Here is an 18,248-nt window from a genome sequence, read left to right on the forward strand (position 1 = left end):
CTAATTGAACGGAAAACGGACTTTTTTCCGTATGTTTGTAAACGATATTGGGGTATTACACCCTTATAACAACGAGAAAATCATGCAGATACACGATAACAGACTTATAGCAGAATGTACGTCTTACGATTTCAAGGAGATGCTGGAACGCAAGAAAGTGAAGTCGTGGCTGAAATCCGTGTCGGCCTTTGCCAATACGGAGGGCGGCAGCTTGTTCTATGGCGTAAACGATGAAGGTGAAATTGTGGGATTGAAGAACGTACAGGCGGATGCCGACTTTATCAGCGAAATGATAAAGGCAAGGCTTGACCCTGTACCGGAGGTGCAGCTTATCCCGATTGAGCACGAAGGACGCATCCTGCTTGAAGTGAAAGTCAAGGCTGGTGTTTTGACACCTTTTATTATTACCAAGACGGAACGCGCACGGCTTTTGTAAGAGTTGGCAATGAAAGCGTGGAATGCAATTCGCAACAACTTCTCTCGTTGGTACTGAAAGGTACACACATGACATGGGATTCACTCCCCACGCAAGTGGACGCACGCAAGCACTCTTTCATCATCCTTGCTAATACGTTCCGCGAACAGACGCATCAAGAATGGAACGACAAATATCTTGAATCATTTGGCTTGGTAACTTCTGACGGAAAACTTACCAATGCCGGACTGTTATTTGTGGATAATTGCACCGTGTTTCAATCCCGCATATTCTGTACCCGTTGGACGGGGCTTTATAAAGATGATGCCATCAGCTCCGTGGAGCATCGTGCCAATCTTGTGTTGCTTCTGAAATATGGCATGGATTTCATTAAGAACTACACCATGAGCGGATGGGTGAAGATGCCAAACTACCGCCTCAATCTGCCCGACTATTCCGACCGAGCTATCTTTGAGGGATTGGTCAATCACCTTATCCATCGGGATTATACGGTGATGGGCGGTGAGGTACATATCGACATCTACGATGACCGTGTAGAATTAGTTTCGCCCGGCGCGATGCTCGACGGCACACAGATTCAAGACCGCGATATTTACAATGTTCCGTCCATACGTCGCAACCCCGTCATTGCCGATATGTTTACCCAGCTCGACTACATGGAGAAACGTGGATCCGGTCTGCGCAAGATGCGTGAACTGACCGAGAAACTGCCCAATTTCTTACCCGGCAAAGAACCTCTCTATAAAACTGAAGCATCCTCTTTTTTCACCACCTTCTATAACTTGAATTGGGGTGAGAATGGTAGAATCTCCGTAGAAGAGGTGGCCGATAGGGTAAACAGTACCCTCAAAAAGTACCCTGTAAACGAAGGAGCTTCGGAGAGAAAGTTCGGTGTAAACGAAAAAAGTTCGGAGAAAAGGTTCGGTGTAAATGCTGAAAGGTTCGGTGTAAACGAAAAAGGTTCGGAGAAAAGGTTCGGCGTAAAAGGAGAGGATGCATCTAAAAGAGTTAGCAGGACAGGGCAAAAAATAATAGACTTAGTTATTTCCGACCCTTCTATAACAGCAGAAGCAATGTCTGTAAAAATTGGCGTGTCCAAGCGGGCAGTTGAAAAGAACATCAAAGAGTTGCGTGAGAGAGGCATTCTCGTTCATGAAGGTTCTGACAAGGCAGGCTATTGGCGTATCATCGTAAAACCATGACAGGGAGGACGTGACACATGACAATCTTTATCTTGGTCTCCATCTTATTAGTCGCAGCTTTGGCGATAGCCTTGCTTATGGGCGTTTCTCCTGCAAGCCAAAAAGTCAAAGTCTGGGCGATGTATATCGGAGCTGCGCTTATGCTCGTAGTTGCTCTTGTTGTCTGCGACTATATTGATACTTTGCCGGATTTTCCGTCCAAATTCCGATTTCATGCAGTATTTGTGCTTACCGTAACCGTAGGTTATCTCTGTATTGCCATTGCTTGTATGGAAAAATACAATGTCCTAAAGCGTAAGAACCGTGTACTTGAAAAAGCCCTTACCGAGAAAGAACAAGAGAAAGTATCCATTCTGATGGAACGTCAGAGCGAACAGCAACAAGCACTTCAGAAAGGAGAACTTGAATGGTTTGCAGGAAAAATCAAGATGTTCAGCGAAGAGGAGCAAAAGGCGATTCTTGCCAGTGCCTACGCATTTGCAGAACACGATTTGGTTCTTCCACCCTCAATTACAGTCCAGCCAAACGAAATGTGCAGTCAGCAGGAACTCATGTACTGCGTTTACTCCGCTTTCTCCAATATAGGCAAGAAACGTAGTGACATAGTAAGTTTCTTATGTCAGGTTTTCAAGGCATACTTTCCTGCTGGTGAAAGTTCTGTATCAAAGAAGATGCCGGGATTGGATAAGGTTAAGGAAAGAAGAGAAAAAGAAAACAAGTCCAAGTAAAATTCCATATACATATTGAAGTATATTTCAATATAAAGTTGTTCTTCAACATACATTTGTTAGAAAAGCATTATAATCGGAACTGAATTTCAATTATAATGCTTACCTTTGCATTTAAACATATCATAGAAAGTATGAATAAAGACATAAATCGTTTGAAGGTGGTTTTAGCTGAAAAGAAACGCACCAATAAATGGTTAGCAGAGCAGCTTGGGAAAGACCCTGGGACTGTATCTAAATGGTGTACCAACACTATGCAACCGAATTTAGAGACGCTTGTTAAAATAGCGGAATGCTTGGATGTGGATGTAAAAGATTTACTTTGGTCAATAAAAGATTAGTCGTAGATGAACATATTTTCTTTTTTTGCGGGAGCTGGTTTTTTAGATTTAGGATTTGAATTACAAGGTAATTATAATATCGTTTTCGTAAATGAGTTTTACGAAACATTCAATCGTATTTATCGGTATGCCAGACAAAACATGGGATTGCAAGAACCTAGATTTGGCCATCACATAGAAGACATAACTGAGTATGTTGACGGTAAACATGAGGATAGACTACAAAATCTCATAGAGTGGGTTGAAGAATCAAGAGAAGAAGAACTTACTGGTTTTATCGGTGGACCCCCATGCCCAGATTTTTCTGTTGCAGGGAAAAATAAAGGTCGTAATGGCGAAAATGGCAAATTATCAGGAACGTATGCACAATTAATATGTACTGCACAACCTGATTTTTTCCTTTTCGAAAATGTCAAAGGATTATATCGGACAGCACGGCATAGACAATTCTTTGAAGAGTTGAAACAGCAATTTAGGGCACATGGCTATTCTTTAACAGAGCAACTTGTAAATTCGTTAGAATACGGTGCTCCGCAAGATAGAGATAGAATCATTTTGATAGGTTTCCATCAACATGCTATTGACATGTTACATCTTCAAGCGGAAAATGGGACATTGATAAACTTCCCTTGGGAAGCTCATAAAATTTACAACTTAGAGGAGGTTAAAAGACTTCCTTGGCCTGATAAATCTCCTTATCAAGAAAACGTGCCCATTCCTATGCCCGATGGGATTATAGAAAATTTAACTGTACAGCATTGGTGGACTGAAAACAATGTCATGCATCATCCGAATGCAAACATGTACTTTCAACCACGTGCGGGAATTGTGAGATTTAGAACAAAAGATGAAGGTGACGTAGAAAAAAAATGCTATAAACGCTTGCATAGATGGAGATACTCCCCTACTGCAGCTTATGGGAATAATGAAGTCCATATACATCCTTATTTTCCTAGAAGAATATCTGTAGCGGAAGCATTGGCTATTCAATCATTGCCTGCAAATTTTATTCTACCGTTAGATATATCGCTAACAGATGCTTTTAAAACTGTTGGAAACGGTGTACCTTTTGTTTTAGCCAATGGTATAGCAGAAAGCATCTCAGATTATATTAATCACCATTTAGAAGAATAGCTTATGGATTTAAACCACTTAATAGACCTGATTAGTCAATTACCCGAAAACAGCCAAATGAACTATGTGCGAGGGGAAAGTGCTTGTACTTTTGTCCGGATAGACAAAAGTGAAATTCGTTTGTATGCAAAAACTCCTGAAGGAAAGGATGTAACCTTTGCTGAATCATTTCTAAGCGAACTGGCACAACGAATAGAACCCAATGTGGCATTCAACACAAGTCAGCTTCTTAATAATAAAGGATCTAATAGAGCTGTAGTTGATAGTATTATAGCCAATACTGCAGAATTTTATTGGATTACTAAAGATAGAGCAAAATTTACAGTATGGATTCCTTCCAAACCGCATGAGCCAGGAATCTTGGTAGAATGGACAGATTTGGACTTCATAAACCGAGAGACTTCCCTTTTACATCAAATACAACCAGTATCTCCGAAGACAGTAAGGGACTGTTTTATACATTTTTGGAAGATGACTGATGAACATGGCGCAGATTATGAAAACTACATATCATTATTTGAAAGCACTGTTAATCCATACATTAAAGCAGAAATCAATTTCAACAGTGTTTTTGAAATAACAGATTATAAGCAATACAAGCAGATATTAGATGCCATTATTAGCAAATATGGTGAACTGTCTTATCTATCTAGTCCTAACTTAGGAGGTGACAAGTATCGTGTATATTCCACACACAAGCATTATGCTACTTTCCTAAATATTTTGCAGGAAACTGCTAAAATAACAAGACAGAAGCCTAAAACACTACATCATAGCCTAAAAGTACATTCTTCTTACCGCCATTACATCGCTGCAATAAAATCAAAACCATTTCTTTTATTGGCCGGTATATCCGGAACGGGCAAGAGCCGCATTGTACGTGAATTGGCGCGTGCCTGTTGGGATGAAGACTCTGAAGAATTCAAAGCCCAAAAGCCTAAGAATTTCGAGATGATTCAAGTGAAACCAAACTGGCATGACTCCAGCGAACTGATAGGTTATGTAAGTCGTGTCAGCGGCAAGGCCGAGTTTGTTGCAGGGGAGTTCCTGAAGTTCATTGCCAAAGCATGGGAAGATACGGATACACCATACTTTTTGTGTTTGGACGAAATGAATCTTGCTCCTGTAGAACAATACTTTGCAGAATATTTGAGCGTGATAGAATCACGCAAAAGCCATGAGGATGGTCTGGTAACTACCGATCCGATATTGGAAAAGGTTGATGAAGAATGGTATTTCAATCTGACAGCCTCTCTGACTATGAAGGATGATATACGAAAAAAGTTCAATAAGGAAGGTATCTGCATCCCTCAAAACCTCATAGTTGTTGGCACCGTAAACATGGATGAAACCACATTCTCCTTCTCACGCAAAGTGCTTGACCGTGCCATGACCATTGAAATGAACGAAGTGGATTTGGATGCAGGATTGACCGAGCGTTACGAACATATAGAGAAACTGGGCTATGAAGAACTTATAGGGACGGCTGTGGAAGGAGTGGATGTTTATTCCGACAACCGGGAAGTTTGTGACAAGGCGTTAAATTACCTGAAAGCAGTCAATACTGTGCTGGAGGGTACTCCATTCAAGGTGGCTTACCGCACACGCAACGAGTTCCTTCTTTATGTAGTGAACAATTTGCCTTACAACAAAGATGAAGAAGGCAATGAACTGCCGGACGGATATGTGATAGCAAGGACGTTGGACGAGGTGACGAACATGAAAATCCTGTCGCGCATTGAAGGTGATGACACCAAAGTGACAGATAGCTTACTTGACAATTTAAAACGAGTCATAACCGAAAAACTGGTAAACATATCAGACGGATTCCCCATTGAAAAATCGGTATCCTTAAAGAAATTGAATGAGATGAAACAACGACTGATATCTGGCTATACAAGTTTTTGGAGCTGACAATGGAACTTTTGACTATACGGCATAGGGATTTCGAGTTGAGTATTGAGTGTACAAAATTCGATGTCATTTGGGAAAAGGCCAGGAACAATATAGGCAAAGAAGCACTTCTGTCCTCTTATTCTTGGTCTGACGGTGTGGAGTCTGTTGTCTGGTTAAAAGGCTCTGACAAAGAAATGCCGATAGAGCAAAACGTTCCGGCACAAGCTGTATTCTTTGACAATACGGACTACCCGGTGTGGGTGGACTTCAAGGACTATGTGAAAGACGCGCAGTTTGGCTCTATCCTGCAAGGCGACAATGAGCGGTTTACTTTCCATCGGCATATCCTTGCAGGCTATTTGAACTATGGCAACGAAATAGGCCGCAGTGAAATCCGGCTGATATATAAGGCAGGTAGCGAAACACGCCGTTTCAGCTTTTCGTTTGAAGTGCTCAGCAGCAAGCTCGATTACCACAAGCATTGGAAAGCCATCATTGAGGATATTGAACGGGAATACCGTATGCTGTCACTCGACTATATGCGAAGAACATTCCACGGATTTACGCCTGACAAGAATGGTGAGACACCGGAAATCGTATGGTGGAGCTTATTCGCCGGAGAGCAACAGAAATTTATCAAGGCTTGCAAGAATATCATTGAGCGTCCACGGCGCAGATTGCATGGACATCAGACCTATCTAAAAGCGGATAAACTGAGACATATCCCTGTATCCATCGAAAACGGACTGGCAGAACACCGACTGGAACCAGCTCATCTGTATCGTGTGGAAGAACAAATACACACGAACGACACACCGGAAAACCGTTTCCTGAAATTCTCCCTCGCGCAAATAACCGATAAATATGAAGCACTGAAGAAACAGATTGAAAGCGTAAAGGGAGTGTCAGAGGCCATGAAATCAGAAATGCAGGCCGTGTCAACCACGTTGAAACGGTTGCAAAGCAATCCGTTTTTCCGAACCATAGGACGCTTTAAGGGGCTGAACCAAGAAAGTCTGGTCTTACAGAAAGCTTCGGGCTACAGCCAAGTTTACCGCACATGGAATATGCTACGGCGTGCCTATTCGCTCAACGACGGCATTTACAGACTTCAGACAAAGGACATTGCTACTCTGTATGAGATATGGTGCTTCCTAGAAGTGAGCCACATCGTAAAGGAGCAACTGCATCTGAACGATGAAGACATAGACCACCGCAACCGCATGGAGATGAACGGCCTGTTTACATGGGAGTTGGGCAAAGGGGAGCACTCACGCATCTTGTTCAAAAAAGACAACGTGGAACTGGCAGAGCTGGTGTACAATCCGAAAAGTACAGAAAACGACAACGACTCAACAGGCATAAAGGAATTAGTTACCAAAACTGTTCCGCAGAAGCCGGACATTGTTTTACGGTTGACCAAGAACGACTTGCAAGAAGGAATGAAGCTGACATACCTTTTCGATGCAAAATACCGCATCGGTGGAAAGGTAAGGGGTGTAGACGTGCCGCCAGACGATGCAATCAACCAGATGCACCGCTACAGAGATGCCATATATTACAAGGACTATTCGTCTGATGCGCTCAAAAAGGAAGTGATTGGCGGTTATATCCTTTTCCCCGGTGATGGAGAGCTAACAGAAGTAGAAGTCTCCAATTTCTATAAAAGTATTGCGGAAGTGAATATCGGCGCATTCCCCTTACGCCCGAAAGAAGAACGCAACCGGAAGTTATTGGAGCATTTCATTGAAGGTTTGATAAATACAAAATCACAGGAAACCATATCGCGTGTCATTCCGCAAAAGGGTACTTTTGTAGATGTAGGAAACCGTGTACTTATCGGACTGGTCGGCAACAGTGTTCGCCGGGGTTATACACAAAGTTTCCTTGACGGAACAGCAACCTTGTATTATACGGGCAAGCAATTCCCGACAACCATAGCATTACAAAACTTACACTTCTTCATACCTTACATTAAAGGGCAAGGGATTCGGGATGTCTATGAGATTGTCAGAGTGCGCACTATAACAGCAAAGGAGGCAAAACAAGTAGAAGGTGATGACTTTCCAGCAGATGATTTACGATTGGCTTTTGATTTGCAATCCGGTAAACACTTATTTACTGATTATAAAATGATTGACACTCGTAAAATGGCCTATAACACTTTTATTGATACGACATTTGATCGTATAAATGAATTGTTGATAATAGATTAGCTGCAATTACTTTGCGCCCAAAAGATTTTTTTTTGATAATAATTTGTTGATCAATACAATATTCTAACTAACGTTATGATAAGTAAATTAAAAATAGATTGGAAAAATTGTTACGGAATAAAGGAATTCTGTCATGAATTTCAATTCACTCCTGGAAAACAAATACATTTGGTTTATGCTCCTAATGGATCAATGAAAACATCTTTTGCAAAAACCATGCGCTATTTATCAGGGCAGTCCAAAGATAAACCATGTGATAAATTGCATGATAAAGACGAATCGAGCTTTATACTAAAAGTAGATGACTTAGATGTACCAAAAGAAAATATATTTGTTGTGAATGGAGATGATGATATTGATAGTTCCAAATCATTTGTGAATTTCCTGGCAAGTTCAGAGCTAAAAGATATATATGACTCTATATATCAGCAATTATCAGAAAAGAAAGATTCTTTAATGAGTAAACTAAAAAGTGCTTCTTCAAGTTCTGATTGTGAAAAGGAAATATTGGGTGCTTTCAAACAAAATGATAATGATACTATTTTCAGCATACTTGAGTATTTAAATAGTATGGTTAAAATAGGTCTTCCAAAGTTTAAGTTTAGATACAATGATATATTTGATGTCAAGGAGAATGTTAAAAAGTTTATAGAATCCAATAAGGATAACTTGAATGTGTATATCGAAAATTATAATCGGCTTTTAGAAAATTCCAAACTTTTTCGAACTGTTGCTGGTCATACTTTTGGCACATATCATGTAACGCAATTACAACAGTATGTTTCTGATGGTTCATTTTTTGGCGTTAACCACAAAATCGTACTTCAAGACGATACAGAGCTGTCATCAGAGAAAGAATTACAAGACCTCGTTGAAAATGAACAACAACGCATATTAAATGATAAGGACTTAAAGAAAGCATTTGATAAAATCACAAAAGCCATTGACAAAAATGTTGAATTAAGAGGCTTTAAGTCAGTCTTAAATGAACATCCCGACTGGATACCTGAAATTATTAATTATGAAGAATTTCGGAAAAAAGTTTGGTTAGGATATTTGTCAGATAGTGAAATTAGACCTCTATTTGATGCTTATATACAAGTTTATAATGAAAACAAAAAGGCTCTACATGAAGTTTTAGAAAAAGCGAGTTCGCAGCAGGAAAGATGGAAACAAATTATTGACCTTTATAATACTCGATTTCATGTGCCAATAAAAGTAGATATAACTAATCAGAAAGATATCATACTTAAACAAGAAGCAGCGAAATTGCAATTTTCTTATGTTGAGCCATCGAATGCAGAGACAGCTGTAGGAAAAGATGTGTTAGAAAAGATCCTTAGTCGTGGTGAAAAACGGGCTTTTATTATCTTGCAATTTCTTTTTGAAATGGAAGCAAGCAAGACGATGGGGCATGACTCGATTATAATTATGGATGATATTGCTGACTCATTTGACTATCAGAATAAATACGCCATAGTTGAATATATCAAGGATATTGCTGTTGACAGCAGCAATAAGTTCTATATGCTTGTATTGACACATAATTATGATTTCTATAGAACATTGTCTTCTCGTCTAAGTCTACCCCAATCCAATATGTGGATGGCGGAGCGTTTAGCAAATGGAAAGGTCATCATCAATCAAGGACAATATAAAGGCAACGTATACGCTAATGCTTTTATCAATCATGATGACAACAATAAAATATTTATTAGCATGATTCCTTTTGTTAGAAATTTGATAGAATATACTAAAGGGGAAGATGATGACGATTACATAACATTAACTGAATGCCTTCATCAAAAAACAAACACAAGAAATATAACAGTCACACAATTGGTAGATATCATGGTAAATTATACACATGGGAAAGGCATGAAACACCCTAAAACGACCGATAAAATTTACGATTTAATAATGCAAACTGCTGATAGCATCTCAACTGAGGCCAATCCCAATGAAGTGCTAATCGAAAATAAAGTATGTCTATCTATCGCTATAAGACACCTGGCTGAAAATTATATGCACGACAAAATGATAGCTGCAGGTAAAAGTGAAGAAGATTTATTTGTAACAGGTAATCAAACAGGAAAATGGACAGGGAAATTCAAGAAAACTTGTCCGAAAGACACTAATTATAGTATTATAGAACGTGTTAACATGATGACTCCTGAACTAATTCATTTAAACAGCTTTATGTTTGAACCTCTCATAGATATGTCACTATATCATTTAATCCAATTATATAAGAATTGTAAAGACAAACTTAAATAAACAGAATGACTGATGTGCTAAATAAAGAGCAGCGCCATCGCAATATGGCAGCTATACATGGGAAGAATACCAAACCTGAAATATTGGTACGAAAATTCCTTTTCAGCCGAGGCTTCCGCTATCGGCTAAACCATCCACGTCTGCCTGGTCATCCTGATTTGGTACTGCGTAAATACCGCACGGTCATCTTTGTGAACGGCTGTTTTTGGCATGGTCATGAGAATTGCAAATACTTCCGCCTGCCTAAGACTAACATCGACTTTTGGCAAAAGAAAATTGAACGGAATAAGGAACGTGATAAAAAGGAACAATGCCAACTCGCTGCTATGGGTTGGCATTGCATCACTATATGGGAATGTCAGCTGAAGCCTAAAATCCGGATGCAGACATTAGAATCATTGGCATATACCTTGAATCACATTTATCTTGAAGACCGTAAAGTCAAGACATACGAAATACCAGAAAGCGTCAATAATCTTATGGTCGCAGAACCCAAACCTTCATACGGGAAAGCAAAACATCCATAGGATTTTCAGATTATTCCGTACTTCTTTTCACTTTTGTACTAATTCTTTCCATCAGATACTGATGCTGCTCCTTTATCGCCCGATACATGGAATAATGTGCGAATGATTCTTCCTTGTACTTTATACTGCTGACAGAAGCTGCTACAGCCCATGCAAGAATGGCAATGACAACAATTATCACATAACGAAGTTTGAAGTGATAACCACGCAAGAACAGGCCGTTAACATTGGGCGGAATAATGGTCAGCGGACACCTTAGTTCATTGACTCTGGCAAGTATCTCATCCTGCCGTTCAAGGATTCTCTCCGTATTGGCTTCTATCTTCAAGCGATTCGTGTTGTAATCGCAAACATGAATATAGAGATAGTCTATCAGGCTGAACTTCCGTTTAAGCAAGTCTATCAGTTTGGGAATCCATACAGAGAAAGGAATTCTGTCCGGTTGCTCTTTTCTCACTGATTTTTTCAATATCGACAAGACATCGTTCCAACAGTTATAGAAACTTTTTTCAACGCTATTGCAAATAGCCTGTTCGTTAACGGCTGATTGGGTAGTCTGCTCATGATTTTGAGAACCATCATTCAGTTTATTGACGGTTTCCTTCAATTCATTTACACTTTGACGCAAATTTGCGAGATTTGCGGCTATAACATCTTCTTTCATCATCTTCCACGTTTAAGGGGTTTATAAAAAGGTTCATTCTTTGGGCTGTTCTTGTCTTTTTCGTCACGCCATCCGAGGCTGTTGCTTGTTCCCCCACCAGCACTGGAAGTGATTGTCTGATGAGGTTGAAGCAACAGTTCCTCCGTTAAGCTACCCAATGTCGTGCAAAGGCTGTTAAAACTTAAGTCACGGTCAAGCGTGGAGCCTGCCAAACAGATACCGTCTTGACTGAAAGAAACACCACGCACTTTGTCTGACGCTTGATTTCGGTTAAAACGGATGTCTATATTCCGGACTTTCAATGCAGACAAAAAGTCTTTCCATGAATGGGATTCTGCCAATGCATCCAAAGTTGCGGAACGGAGATTGAGTTTCCGTAATTGGTGAGGCCGCAACCTATTTTTATTTCTCGCCTTACTGTTCTTCGGTGCAAGGTAAAGGCCATATTCTTCCGTCAGCGCACGGCATACTTTCGTGCTGCGTATCCTTTCGTTACTGTCGGAAATGAGGTTACCGTCATTATCTATCCGATTAAACACTAAATGGCAATGGGGATGCTTGGTATCATGGTGACGGGCTATGATATATTGTGTGTTGCGAATCCCCATCCGTTCCATCCATTTCCGGGCAACCTCCACCATGAGCGCATCTCCTTTCTCATCGTTGGGGAAACGAGCCGCATCTTGTGGTGAGAAGGCCAAAGAAACGTGCTTGACGGGACTTTTCACTTTTGGGCGCATGGATGCCTGTATCTGGAAAGAGTCCGCAATAGTCTTATTACTGACAGTGCAAACGCCCTCATATGCCAACAGCGTAGCACTCTTCTTCTTGTTCTTTTGGTCATTGGCATAGTTCACGATGCCTCCGAAGTCCATTCTCGTTTTAATGTTCGCTATCATGACTATCGTTTTTTATCTGTGCAATAATTCTGCTGATTTCTGTGATGATGGTAATACAATGTTGCTTGACTACTTCCAATCCATGAATGTGCATCTGATGTGCAATCTGGTTGACATTATTGGCTATGCCGGACAAGTCACGGATGGCAGAAACCATTTCCGGGCTGATACGTTGGTTTACCTCACAACCCATCGCCGCCTGATGGCAAAATTCATTGACAGACAGTCCGGCCTGTTCCGCCTTTGACTGAATATAAATGTAGTCGCTCTCATTGAACATGATGCGAAAACATCTCGTGCGCTTCTGGTAACTCGCCAGCTTCGGGCGACCTCCGGGCTTTTTATTTTCTGTATTCATGCTGCTTGTTGATATTGATTTTTTGAGTATTTTGAGTGGGTAGTTGTGCCGCTTGTCGCATAGGTTTTAGTGACACTAAAACACAAACTGGCCACTCAAAAAATCTTCCGATATTTACCTTGTTCAATCCGATGCAATTTGCCACTTTTGATGAAGGCTTCTATCCACTTGGCAGCCGTACTGCCGTTCTCACCCAAAGCTAAAACAGCCGCATCGTAATCCTTCTTCGTGAAGGTTTCAGGCAATATATTATAAAGGGTGTTCCTCCGTGTGGCAACACCTGTTTCCTGTAAAGCGGAAGAAGTCTGTTTGCTCTGATTTCCTGACAGATTCCGATAGATAAAGACGGCATGATAGAGCAATGTATCACAAATATTCATGGCAACGAAATAGTCGGACTCTTGGCAAACCAATTGGATAATGCCATTGGAATCCGCTTGCACATTGTACACGTTCTCCAAATGGCGGACAGCGGTCAGTATCATCATGATGCGGTAAGCAATCAGTCCCATCCGTCTGACTATGCCCTGCATCCGGTTGTCCACTTCGTCACAACATTCTTCATTCACCCGGCTAAGGTATTCGATGAACTGTTCCTGCAAAGCAGAGGGAAGGGAAAATGAATAGTTGCCATGATTCACGAACTCTTCATGCAGATGACAGAAGCGGTCGCCCAATATGCGGAACATGGTATTCTTGGATTGGGAAATATCGCTTGTGGCAAACACATTTCTGATACCACGCTTAAAACGGATGATGTAAAAACAGAATCGGCTCATCAGTCCGTTCTCCGCATCGGGTATCAACCGCCTTACCTGTTCAGGCGTTCCGGCCAACGCTACAGACACCCTCGGATTGCTGACTTCGCAATACTCCCTGTCCTTGCGTCGGCTCAGACTTACCAGCTCATGGTGGAACGCCTTACGCAGCACATCGGAATAGTTTCCGTAATCCGACTTCAATGTCTGGCTTAACGTGTCACCTTCAGATTCGAACAACAGCCCGACACCGTCATTATCGCCCAATATCTTCAACAAGGAACTTGCGCTGCTATTGGCCGGGATGATAAGCATACGCATAGGCGGCTCGGTCGGCATAGCTGCACCGTCCGACTTCTTGCTTTTGATATAGGTGTTCATCGCTTCCTTGTATTCCTGCTCCATTCGTTGCGAAAGCTCATGCAGATTACGGTTAATGGGAGCCACCAACTCACGGCATAAAGTCAACGCTCCTTTGCCCATTCCGGCATCAGCCACGACAAACAAGTAAAGATTGGGATAAACAATACGCTCGTCATACACACCACAGACATTATGGAAGCAAACCGACAGACATACTATCGCTCCTATCAGAATGGTATCGCGGTCGTCCTCTGAAATAGAGTTGTCGACAACTTCACATAAAAAAGGAGGCAGTTGCTCGAACACACATTCGGGAAATGCAGGAAGCTCATCTGCCGATTTTATCCATTTGCCCGTTTTGCCATTTTGGTTATTTGGTAAAATGGATAAATCCTGTTCCCCTACCGAACTTAGCGGAATACCTGCCTGACCAGCCAAATGAAAAAACGAACGGATTGTTATGCCTTGTCCTTTGGCTTGCAGGCAACGGGTATATTGTTTGTCTGCTTCTTCCCTTTGATAGTCTGGATGGAAGCGGCTGATACGATGGTAATATTCTCTTCCGTTTTCACCGAATCCATCAACCAAGGCAAAGCCCAATTCCACCCAATCCTTGTATTCAGGTGCGATGTCAACGGCACGTTGTTCTATTTCGCAAATGATACGTTCTATTTCTTCCTCTTTATTATTAGAGGTGGAATTTGGAGCCGGAAGTAATTTAGGAGATGTTGGAACACTATTCTCAAAAGGGACATTCTCCCAATCTTGGGCGGAAAATATTTTCTTTGACATACTCGTTGTATTTAGGGTTAATATATACTTGTGGGTCGTAAGGCAGGAAACAGGCGCGCGCCACATCGCTCCCCGACATATCCACCTTTGGCAATCCGGTAGCACGGATGCAGTTGGCAACAGCCTTGAAAAAGCGTGAATGTTCCCATCCTTTCAAATCTACAGGTATAATCCACTTCAATCCATTTCCTGAAGGGCTGGTGAACAACAGTTCCGTATCAAAATATTCATGATTGAGAATCTGCTGCTTCACTTCCTCCATATTCTCTATATGGTCAAAATCCAGGCACATCAGTCCTGAGTGCATGATCAGTTCCTTTTCATTCCGCTTGCGGAAAAGACCGGAGAAAGTGCAATAGTCAAAGTGAGAAGCTTTATATCTTTTGACATCCGTAGGAGAAGTCATCGAGCGCAGAGCTTCCGTTTGTGCCTGGGCATAATGGCCAACCACATATCGGTACACATCCACAATGCCTATTGCCCTTAACGGCTCAATGTTCTGAATGGGCTTACGAAAAAAATGAAAAACAATAATCCGTCTCTTCCATATTATCTGATAATCTTTTTGGATTTGACAAATTGTTCGGCTTCCAACATAAGGTCGTCCTGTGTCTTGTGGACTTTGCTCTTCAGCCAATCATCTATTTCCGATTGTAAAAAAGCCAATGCCTTATTTATCTTATGTACGGGTATCTGTTTGGCTGACACCCATCCATAAACCGTTTGCTTAGTCGGATGTGATGGCAGATATGCACAAAGCTCATCTATATCCATCCATTTAGGTGAATCACTTGCCTGCTTATGCTGCAAGGCTTTTACGGTGGACTGTAATTCTTCAACAGTCTTAATTAAGTAGGACAATGCATTTGGCATTTCCTCCAACGAATTTACGGTATAACTCATATCCTCGCATTTTTAAGTTTGATGCCGCAAAACTATATGGATGCTTACGGCCCATACTGAACTGTCATTGATATGATATTTCTCACAAACCTGAGTAATGGTATAACAGTCCTCCGGCTCCATACTGTAAAGTTTGGGAATAGGTTTCTCTTTTTCAGCAATGCTCTCCGGACGGGTAAGGAAACGATTCTCCATGTCAGAACGTTTAATGCGTATAAGACGGGTGCCGATATTAACGGCAGGAATACGCCCTGATTTTATCAGTCTGTACAAGGTGTTACGTTCCACACCGAACATAGCCACAGCTTCCTTTACGGAAATATACTCTCTGATGTCGGGTATTTGCTGGGCGATGGCTTCTAACCGTGCGTTTTTATCCTTTGCATCCTTTTTGCGTTTCCAAGCCACTTTGCCGCATTTAGGCGAACAATAATGACTGTCAAGTGTCTTTGCGACAAAGACCTTGCCGCAGACTTTACACTTCCTTTTGATTTCAAATCCGATTGTTGGCATATTTTCTACTTTTAAGTATGTATTAGTTGAGATTAGTAGGATTTTGTCCTACATTATCTACTTTTTTGTCTTGTCGCAAATATGTCGCAAATAAGAGATAAAAAAGGGCGTAAAAAAGGCATAGAAACCATGAACCCCATAAACGCAAAAAGCGTGCAACTCATTGAGCTGCACGCTTTTGCTTGCGATTTGGTATGTATTTACTTATCGGAATCATTTGACTTCCTCAAAATCCGCATCCTGCACATTGTCATTATTCTTGCTTGAACTCTGACCGCTGTTTGCCTGTCCGGCGTTAGGACCAGCCTGGGCACCGCCCTGGGCTCCTGTCTGCGCATACATTTCAGCGCTTGCTGCCTGGAATGCAGTTTGCAGTTCTGCGCTTGCTGCATCGATGGCAGCCAGATCCTGAGCCTTATGAGCGTCTTTCAGTTTCTGCAGAGCAGCCTCAATAGGAGCTTTCTTGTCGGCAGGAATCTTGTCGCCAAGGTCTTTCAACTGATTTTCTGTCGTGAAAATCAAGCTGTCGGCCTGATTCAGCTTGTCGATACGTTCCTTTTCTTTCTTGTCGGCTTCAGCATTTGCTTCAGCTTCTGCTTTCATACGGTCTATTTCTTCCTTGCTCAAGCCAGATGAAGCTTCGATACGGATAGCCTGTTCCTTGCCTGTAGCCTTATCCTTTGCAGACACTTTCAGGATACCGTTGGCATCGATATCGAATGTAACCTCAATCTGAGGAACACCACGGCGAGCCGGAGCAATACCTGTCAGATTAAACTGACCGATAGACTTGTTCTGAGCTGCCATCGGACGTTCACCCTGCAATACATGGATGGTAACTTCTGTCTGGTTGTCGGCTGCTGTAGAGAAGACTTCACTCTTCTTGCACGGAATGGTTGTATTGGCATCAATCAGCTTGGTCATTACACCGCCCATGGTTTCGATACCCAAAGTCAGCGGAGTTACATCCAGCAGCACGATGTTTCCTACACCTGCTTCCTTATTCAACACAGCACCTTGGATAGCTGCACCTACGGCTACCACTTCATCCGGATTCACACCCTTGGAAGGAACTTTGCCGAAGAAGTCCTGAACCAGTTGCTGAACAGCCGGAATACGTGAAGAACCACCTACGAGGATTACTTCATCAATGTCCGAATTGCTCAAGCCCGCATCACTCATCGCTTTCTTACACGGTTCCAGACAAGCCTGAATCAGGTCGTGGGCAAGCTGCTCGAATTTGGCACGGGTCAAAGTCTTAACCAAGTGCTTGGGCACACCGCCTACCGGCATGATATACGGCAGGTTGATTTCGGTAGAAGTAGAAGAAGACAATTCAATCTTTGCCTTTTCCGCGGCTTCCTTCAAACGCTGCATAGCCATCGGGTCTGTAGTCAGGTCAGCGCCTTCATCGTTCTTGAACTCCTGAACCAGCCAGTTGATGATAGCCTGGTCGAAGTCATCACCGCCCAGATGAGTATCACCGTTGGTAGCCAGCACTTCGAACACGCCGCCGCCAAACTCAAGGATTGAAATATCGAACGTACCGCCACCAAGGTCGAACACAGCCACCTTCATATCCTTGTTAGCCTTGTCCACACCGTATGCCAAAGCAGCTGCTGTCGGCTCGTTTACAATACGTTTCACATCCAGACCTGCAATCTGTCCCGCTTCCTTGGTTGCCTGACGCTGAGAATCAGAGAAGTATGCCGGCACAGTAATTACGGCTTCTGTAACCTCCTGGCCCAAATAGTCTTCAGCCGTCTTTTTCATTTTCTGGAGAATCATTGCCGAGATTTCCTGCGGAGTATACAGACGGCCGTCGATATCCACACGCGGCGTATTGTTGTCACCTCTCACCACTGAGTAAGGCACACGAGAGATTTCTTTCTGAACCTGATCGTAAGTTTCACCCATGAACCGTTTGATTGAATATACCGTACGTTTCGGGTTTGTAATGGCCTGACGCTTGGCCGGATCACCGACTTTACGTTCGCCGCCGTCAACGAAACCTACAACAGAAGGAGTGGTACGTTTGCCTTCACTGTTGGCGATTACCACCGGTTCGTTACCTTCGAAAACTGCTACACATGAATTTGTAGTTCCTAAGTCAATACCAATAATCTTTCCCATAATTGTATCTATTTTATTTGTTTGCTAGTTAAATTGATTCTGCAATGCCGAAGCATTACGCTCTTCATATGACAAATGCCGTGCCAAAAAAAGATCAGTCCGTGCCGA

Annotated in this window: 14 protein-coding genes and 2 pseudogenes; 8 read left to right on the forward strand and 8 right to left on the reverse strand. The window is 42.1% G+C overall.

The features are described 5' to 3' along the window. Positions 1 to 82: 82 nt before the first annotated feature. The 8 genes and pseudogenes from NW212_RS02205 to NW212_RS02240 all read left to right on the forward strand — a co-directional run bounded on the left by NW212_RS02205 (position 83) and on the right by NW212_RS02240 (position 10,757). Positions 83 to 1,638, forward strand: a pseudogene (locus NW212_RS02205) (RNA-binding domain-containing protein). A 17-nt stretch (positions 1,639 to 1,655) separates the two neighbouring features. Continuing rightward, positions 1,656 to 2,366 carry a hypothetical protein gene (locus NW212_RS02210; RefSeq protein WP_204461776.1) on the forward strand — a complete coding sequence of 237 codons (711 nt, stop codon included), beginning with the start codon at positions 1,656 to 1,658 and terminating at the stop codon, positions 2,364 to 2,366. Between the two features lie 134 nt (positions 2,367 to 2,500). Further along, on the forward strand, positions 2,501 to 2,707 hold the full coding sequence (locus NW212_RS02215; RefSeq protein ID WP_204461778.1) for a helix-turn-helix transcriptional regulator: 207 nt from the start codon (positions 2,501 to 2,503) through the stop codon (positions 2,705 to 2,707). Between the two features lie 6 nt (positions 2,708 to 2,713). Continuing rightward, positions 2,714 to 3,841, forward strand: coding sequence for a DNA cytosine methyltransferase (locus tag NW212_RS02220; RefSeq protein WP_204461780.1), 1,128 nt, complete (start codon positions 2,714 to 2,716; stop codon positions 3,839 to 3,841). Positions 3,842 to 3,844: 3 nt separating this feature from the next. Beyond that, positions 3,845 to 5,755: an McrB family protein gene (locus NW212_RS02225; RefSeq protein WP_239477842.1), complete on the forward strand. Its 1,911-nt coding sequence runs from the start codon at positions 3,845 to 3,847 to the stop codon at positions 5,753 to 5,755. A gap of 176 nt (positions 5,756 to 5,931) precedes the next feature. Then, the gene (locus NW212_RS02230) at positions 5,932 to 7,953 is read left to right on the forward strand and encodes a restriction endonuclease-like protein (RefSeq protein WP_258337018.1); all 2,022 of its coding nucleotides are present in this window, start codon (positions 5,932 to 5,934) and stop codon (positions 7,951 to 7,953) included. Between the two features lie 75 nt (positions 7,954 to 8,028). Then, entirely contained in the window at positions 8,029 to 10,230 is a 2,202-nt protein-coding gene (locus tag NW212_RS02235) for an AAA family ATPase (protein WP_258337019.1), read from the forward strand. A gap of 5 nt (positions 10,231 to 10,235) precedes the next feature. Continuing rightward, positions 10,236 to 10,757: a very short patch repair endonuclease gene (locus tag NW212_RS02240; protein WP_204461784.1), complete on the forward strand. Its 522-nt coding sequence runs from the start codon at positions 10,236 to 10,238 to the stop codon at positions 10,755 to 10,757. Between the two features lie 10 nt (positions 10,758 to 10,767). Here the strand turns inward: NW212_RS02240 and NW212_RS02245 are convergent, their stop codons facing one another. From NW212_RS02245 to dnaK, 8 genes and pseudogenes are all read right to left on the reverse strand, one after another. Next, on the reverse strand, positions 10,768 to 11,421 hold the full coding sequence (locus NW212_RS02245; protein WP_204461801.1) for a hypothetical protein: 654 nt from the start codon (positions 11,419 to 11,421) through the stop codon (positions 10,768 to 10,770). Then, complete coding sequence (locus NW212_RS02250) at positions 11,421 to 12,320, reverse strand: relaxase/mobilization nuclease domain-containing protein (protein WP_204461786.1); 900 nt, start codon at positions 12,318 to 12,320, stop codon at positions 11,421 to 11,423. Before NW212_RS02250 ends, NW212_RS02245 begins: the two co-directional genes overlap by 1 nt. Continuing rightward, positions 12,304 to 12,678: a MobC family plasmid mobilization relaxosome protein gene (locus tag NW212_RS02255; protein ID WP_204461787.1), complete on the reverse strand. Its 375-nt coding sequence runs from the start codon at positions 12,676 to 12,678 to the stop codon at positions 12,304 to 12,306. The genes NW212_RS02250 and NW212_RS02255 overlap by 17 nt, the downstream gene beginning before the upstream one ends. 95 nt (positions 12,679 to 12,773) lie before the next feature. After that, a complete protein-coding gene (locus NW212_RS02260) occupies positions 12,774 to 14,591 on the reverse strand; it encodes a DUF3987 domain-containing protein (protein ID WP_258337020.1) in 1,818 nt (605 codons plus the stop codon). After that, positions 14,542 to 15,139: pseudogene (locus NW212_RS02265) on the reverse strand (BT4734/BF3469 family protein). Before NW212_RS02265 ends, NW212_RS02260 begins: the two are co-directional and overlap by 50 nt. A 1-nt stretch (position 15,140) precedes the next feature. Beyond that, on the reverse strand, positions 15,141 to 15,494 hold the full coding sequence (locus NW212_RS02270; protein WP_258337021.1) for a helix-turn-helix domain-containing protein: 354 nt from the start codon (positions 15,492 to 15,494) through the stop codon (positions 15,141 to 15,143). A gap of 12 nt (positions 15,495 to 15,506) precedes the next feature. Next, complete coding sequence (locus tag NW212_RS02275; RefSeq protein WP_258337022.1) at positions 15,507 to 16,007, reverse strand: helix-turn-helix domain-containing protein; 501 nt, start codon at positions 16,005 to 16,007, stop codon at positions 15,507 to 15,509. Between the two features lie 213 nt (positions 16,008 to 16,220). After that, positions 16,221 to 18,140 carry a molecular chaperone DnaK gene (gene dnaK / locus NW212_RS02280; RefSeq protein ID WP_258337023.1) on the reverse strand — a complete coding sequence of 640 codons (1,920 nt, stop codon included), beginning with the start codon at positions 18,138 to 18,140 and terminating at the stop codon, positions 16,221 to 16,223. Between the last annotated feature and the right edge of the window lie 108 nt (positions 18,141 to 18,248).

The sequence above is a fragment of the Bacteroides sp. ET225 genome (genome assembly GCF_024733745.1).
Lineage (GTDB): Bacteria > Bacteroidota > Bacteroidia > Bacteroidales > Bacteroidaceae > Phocaeicola > Phocaeicola excrementipullorum.

Excerpts from the sequence above, each read along its gene's own strand:
- NW212_RS02255 (WP_204461787.1), bottom strand. The coding sequence starts at position 12,678 with ATGAATACAGAAAATAAAAAGCCCGGAGGTCGCCCGAAGCTGGCGAGT.
- dnaK (WP_258337023.1), bottom strand. The coding sequence starts at position 18,140 with ATGGGAAAGATTATTGGTATTGACTTAGGAACTACAAATTCATGTGTA.
- NW212_RS02240 (WP_204461784.1), top strand. The coding sequence starts at position 10,236 with ATGACTGATGTGCTAAATAAAGAGCAGCGCCATCGCAATATGGCAGCT.
- NW212_RS02235 (WP_258337019.1), top strand. The coding sequence starts at position 8,029 with ATGATAAGTAAATTAAAAATAGATTGGAAAAATTGTTACGGAATAAAG.
- NW212_RS02220 (WP_204461780.1), top strand. The coding sequence starts at position 2,714 with ATGAACATATTTTCTTTTTTTGCGGGAGCTGGTTTTTTAGATTTAGGA.
- NW212_RS02250 (WP_204461786.1), bottom strand. The coding sequence starts at position 12,320 with ATGATAGCGAACATTAAAACGAGAATGGACTTCGGAGGCATCGTGAAC.
- NW212_RS02270 (WP_258337021.1), bottom strand. The coding sequence starts at position 15,494 with ATGAGTTATACCGTAAATTCGTTGGAGGAAATGCCAAATGCATTGTCC.
- NW212_RS02230 (WP_258337018.1), top strand. The coding sequence starts at position 5,932 with ATGCCGATAGAGCAAAACGTTCCGGCACAAGCTGTATTCTTTGACAAT.
- NW212_RS02210 (WP_204461776.1), top strand. The coding sequence starts at position 1,656 with ATGACAATCTTTATCTTGGTCTCCATCTTATTAGTCGCAGCTTTGGCG.
- NW212_RS02245 (WP_204461801.1), bottom strand. The coding sequence starts at position 11,421 with ATGAAAGAAGATGTTATAGCCGCAAATCTCGCAAATTTGCGTCAAAGT.
- NW212_RS02275 (WP_258337022.1), bottom strand. The coding sequence starts at position 16,007 with ATGCCAACAATCGGATTTGAAATCAAAAGGAAGTGTAAAGTCTGCGGC.
- NW212_RS02215 (WP_204461778.1), top strand. The coding sequence starts at position 2,501 with ATGAATAAAGACATAAATCGTTTGAAGGTGGTTTTAGCTGAAAAGAAA.
- NW212_RS02225 (WP_239477842.1), top strand. The coding sequence starts at position 3,845 with ATGGATTTAAACCACTTAATAGACCTGATTAGTCAATTACCCGAAAAC.
- NW212_RS02260 (WP_258337020.1), bottom strand. The coding sequence starts at position 14,591 with ATGTCAAAGAAAATATTTTCCGCCCAAGATTGGGAGAATGTCCCTTTT.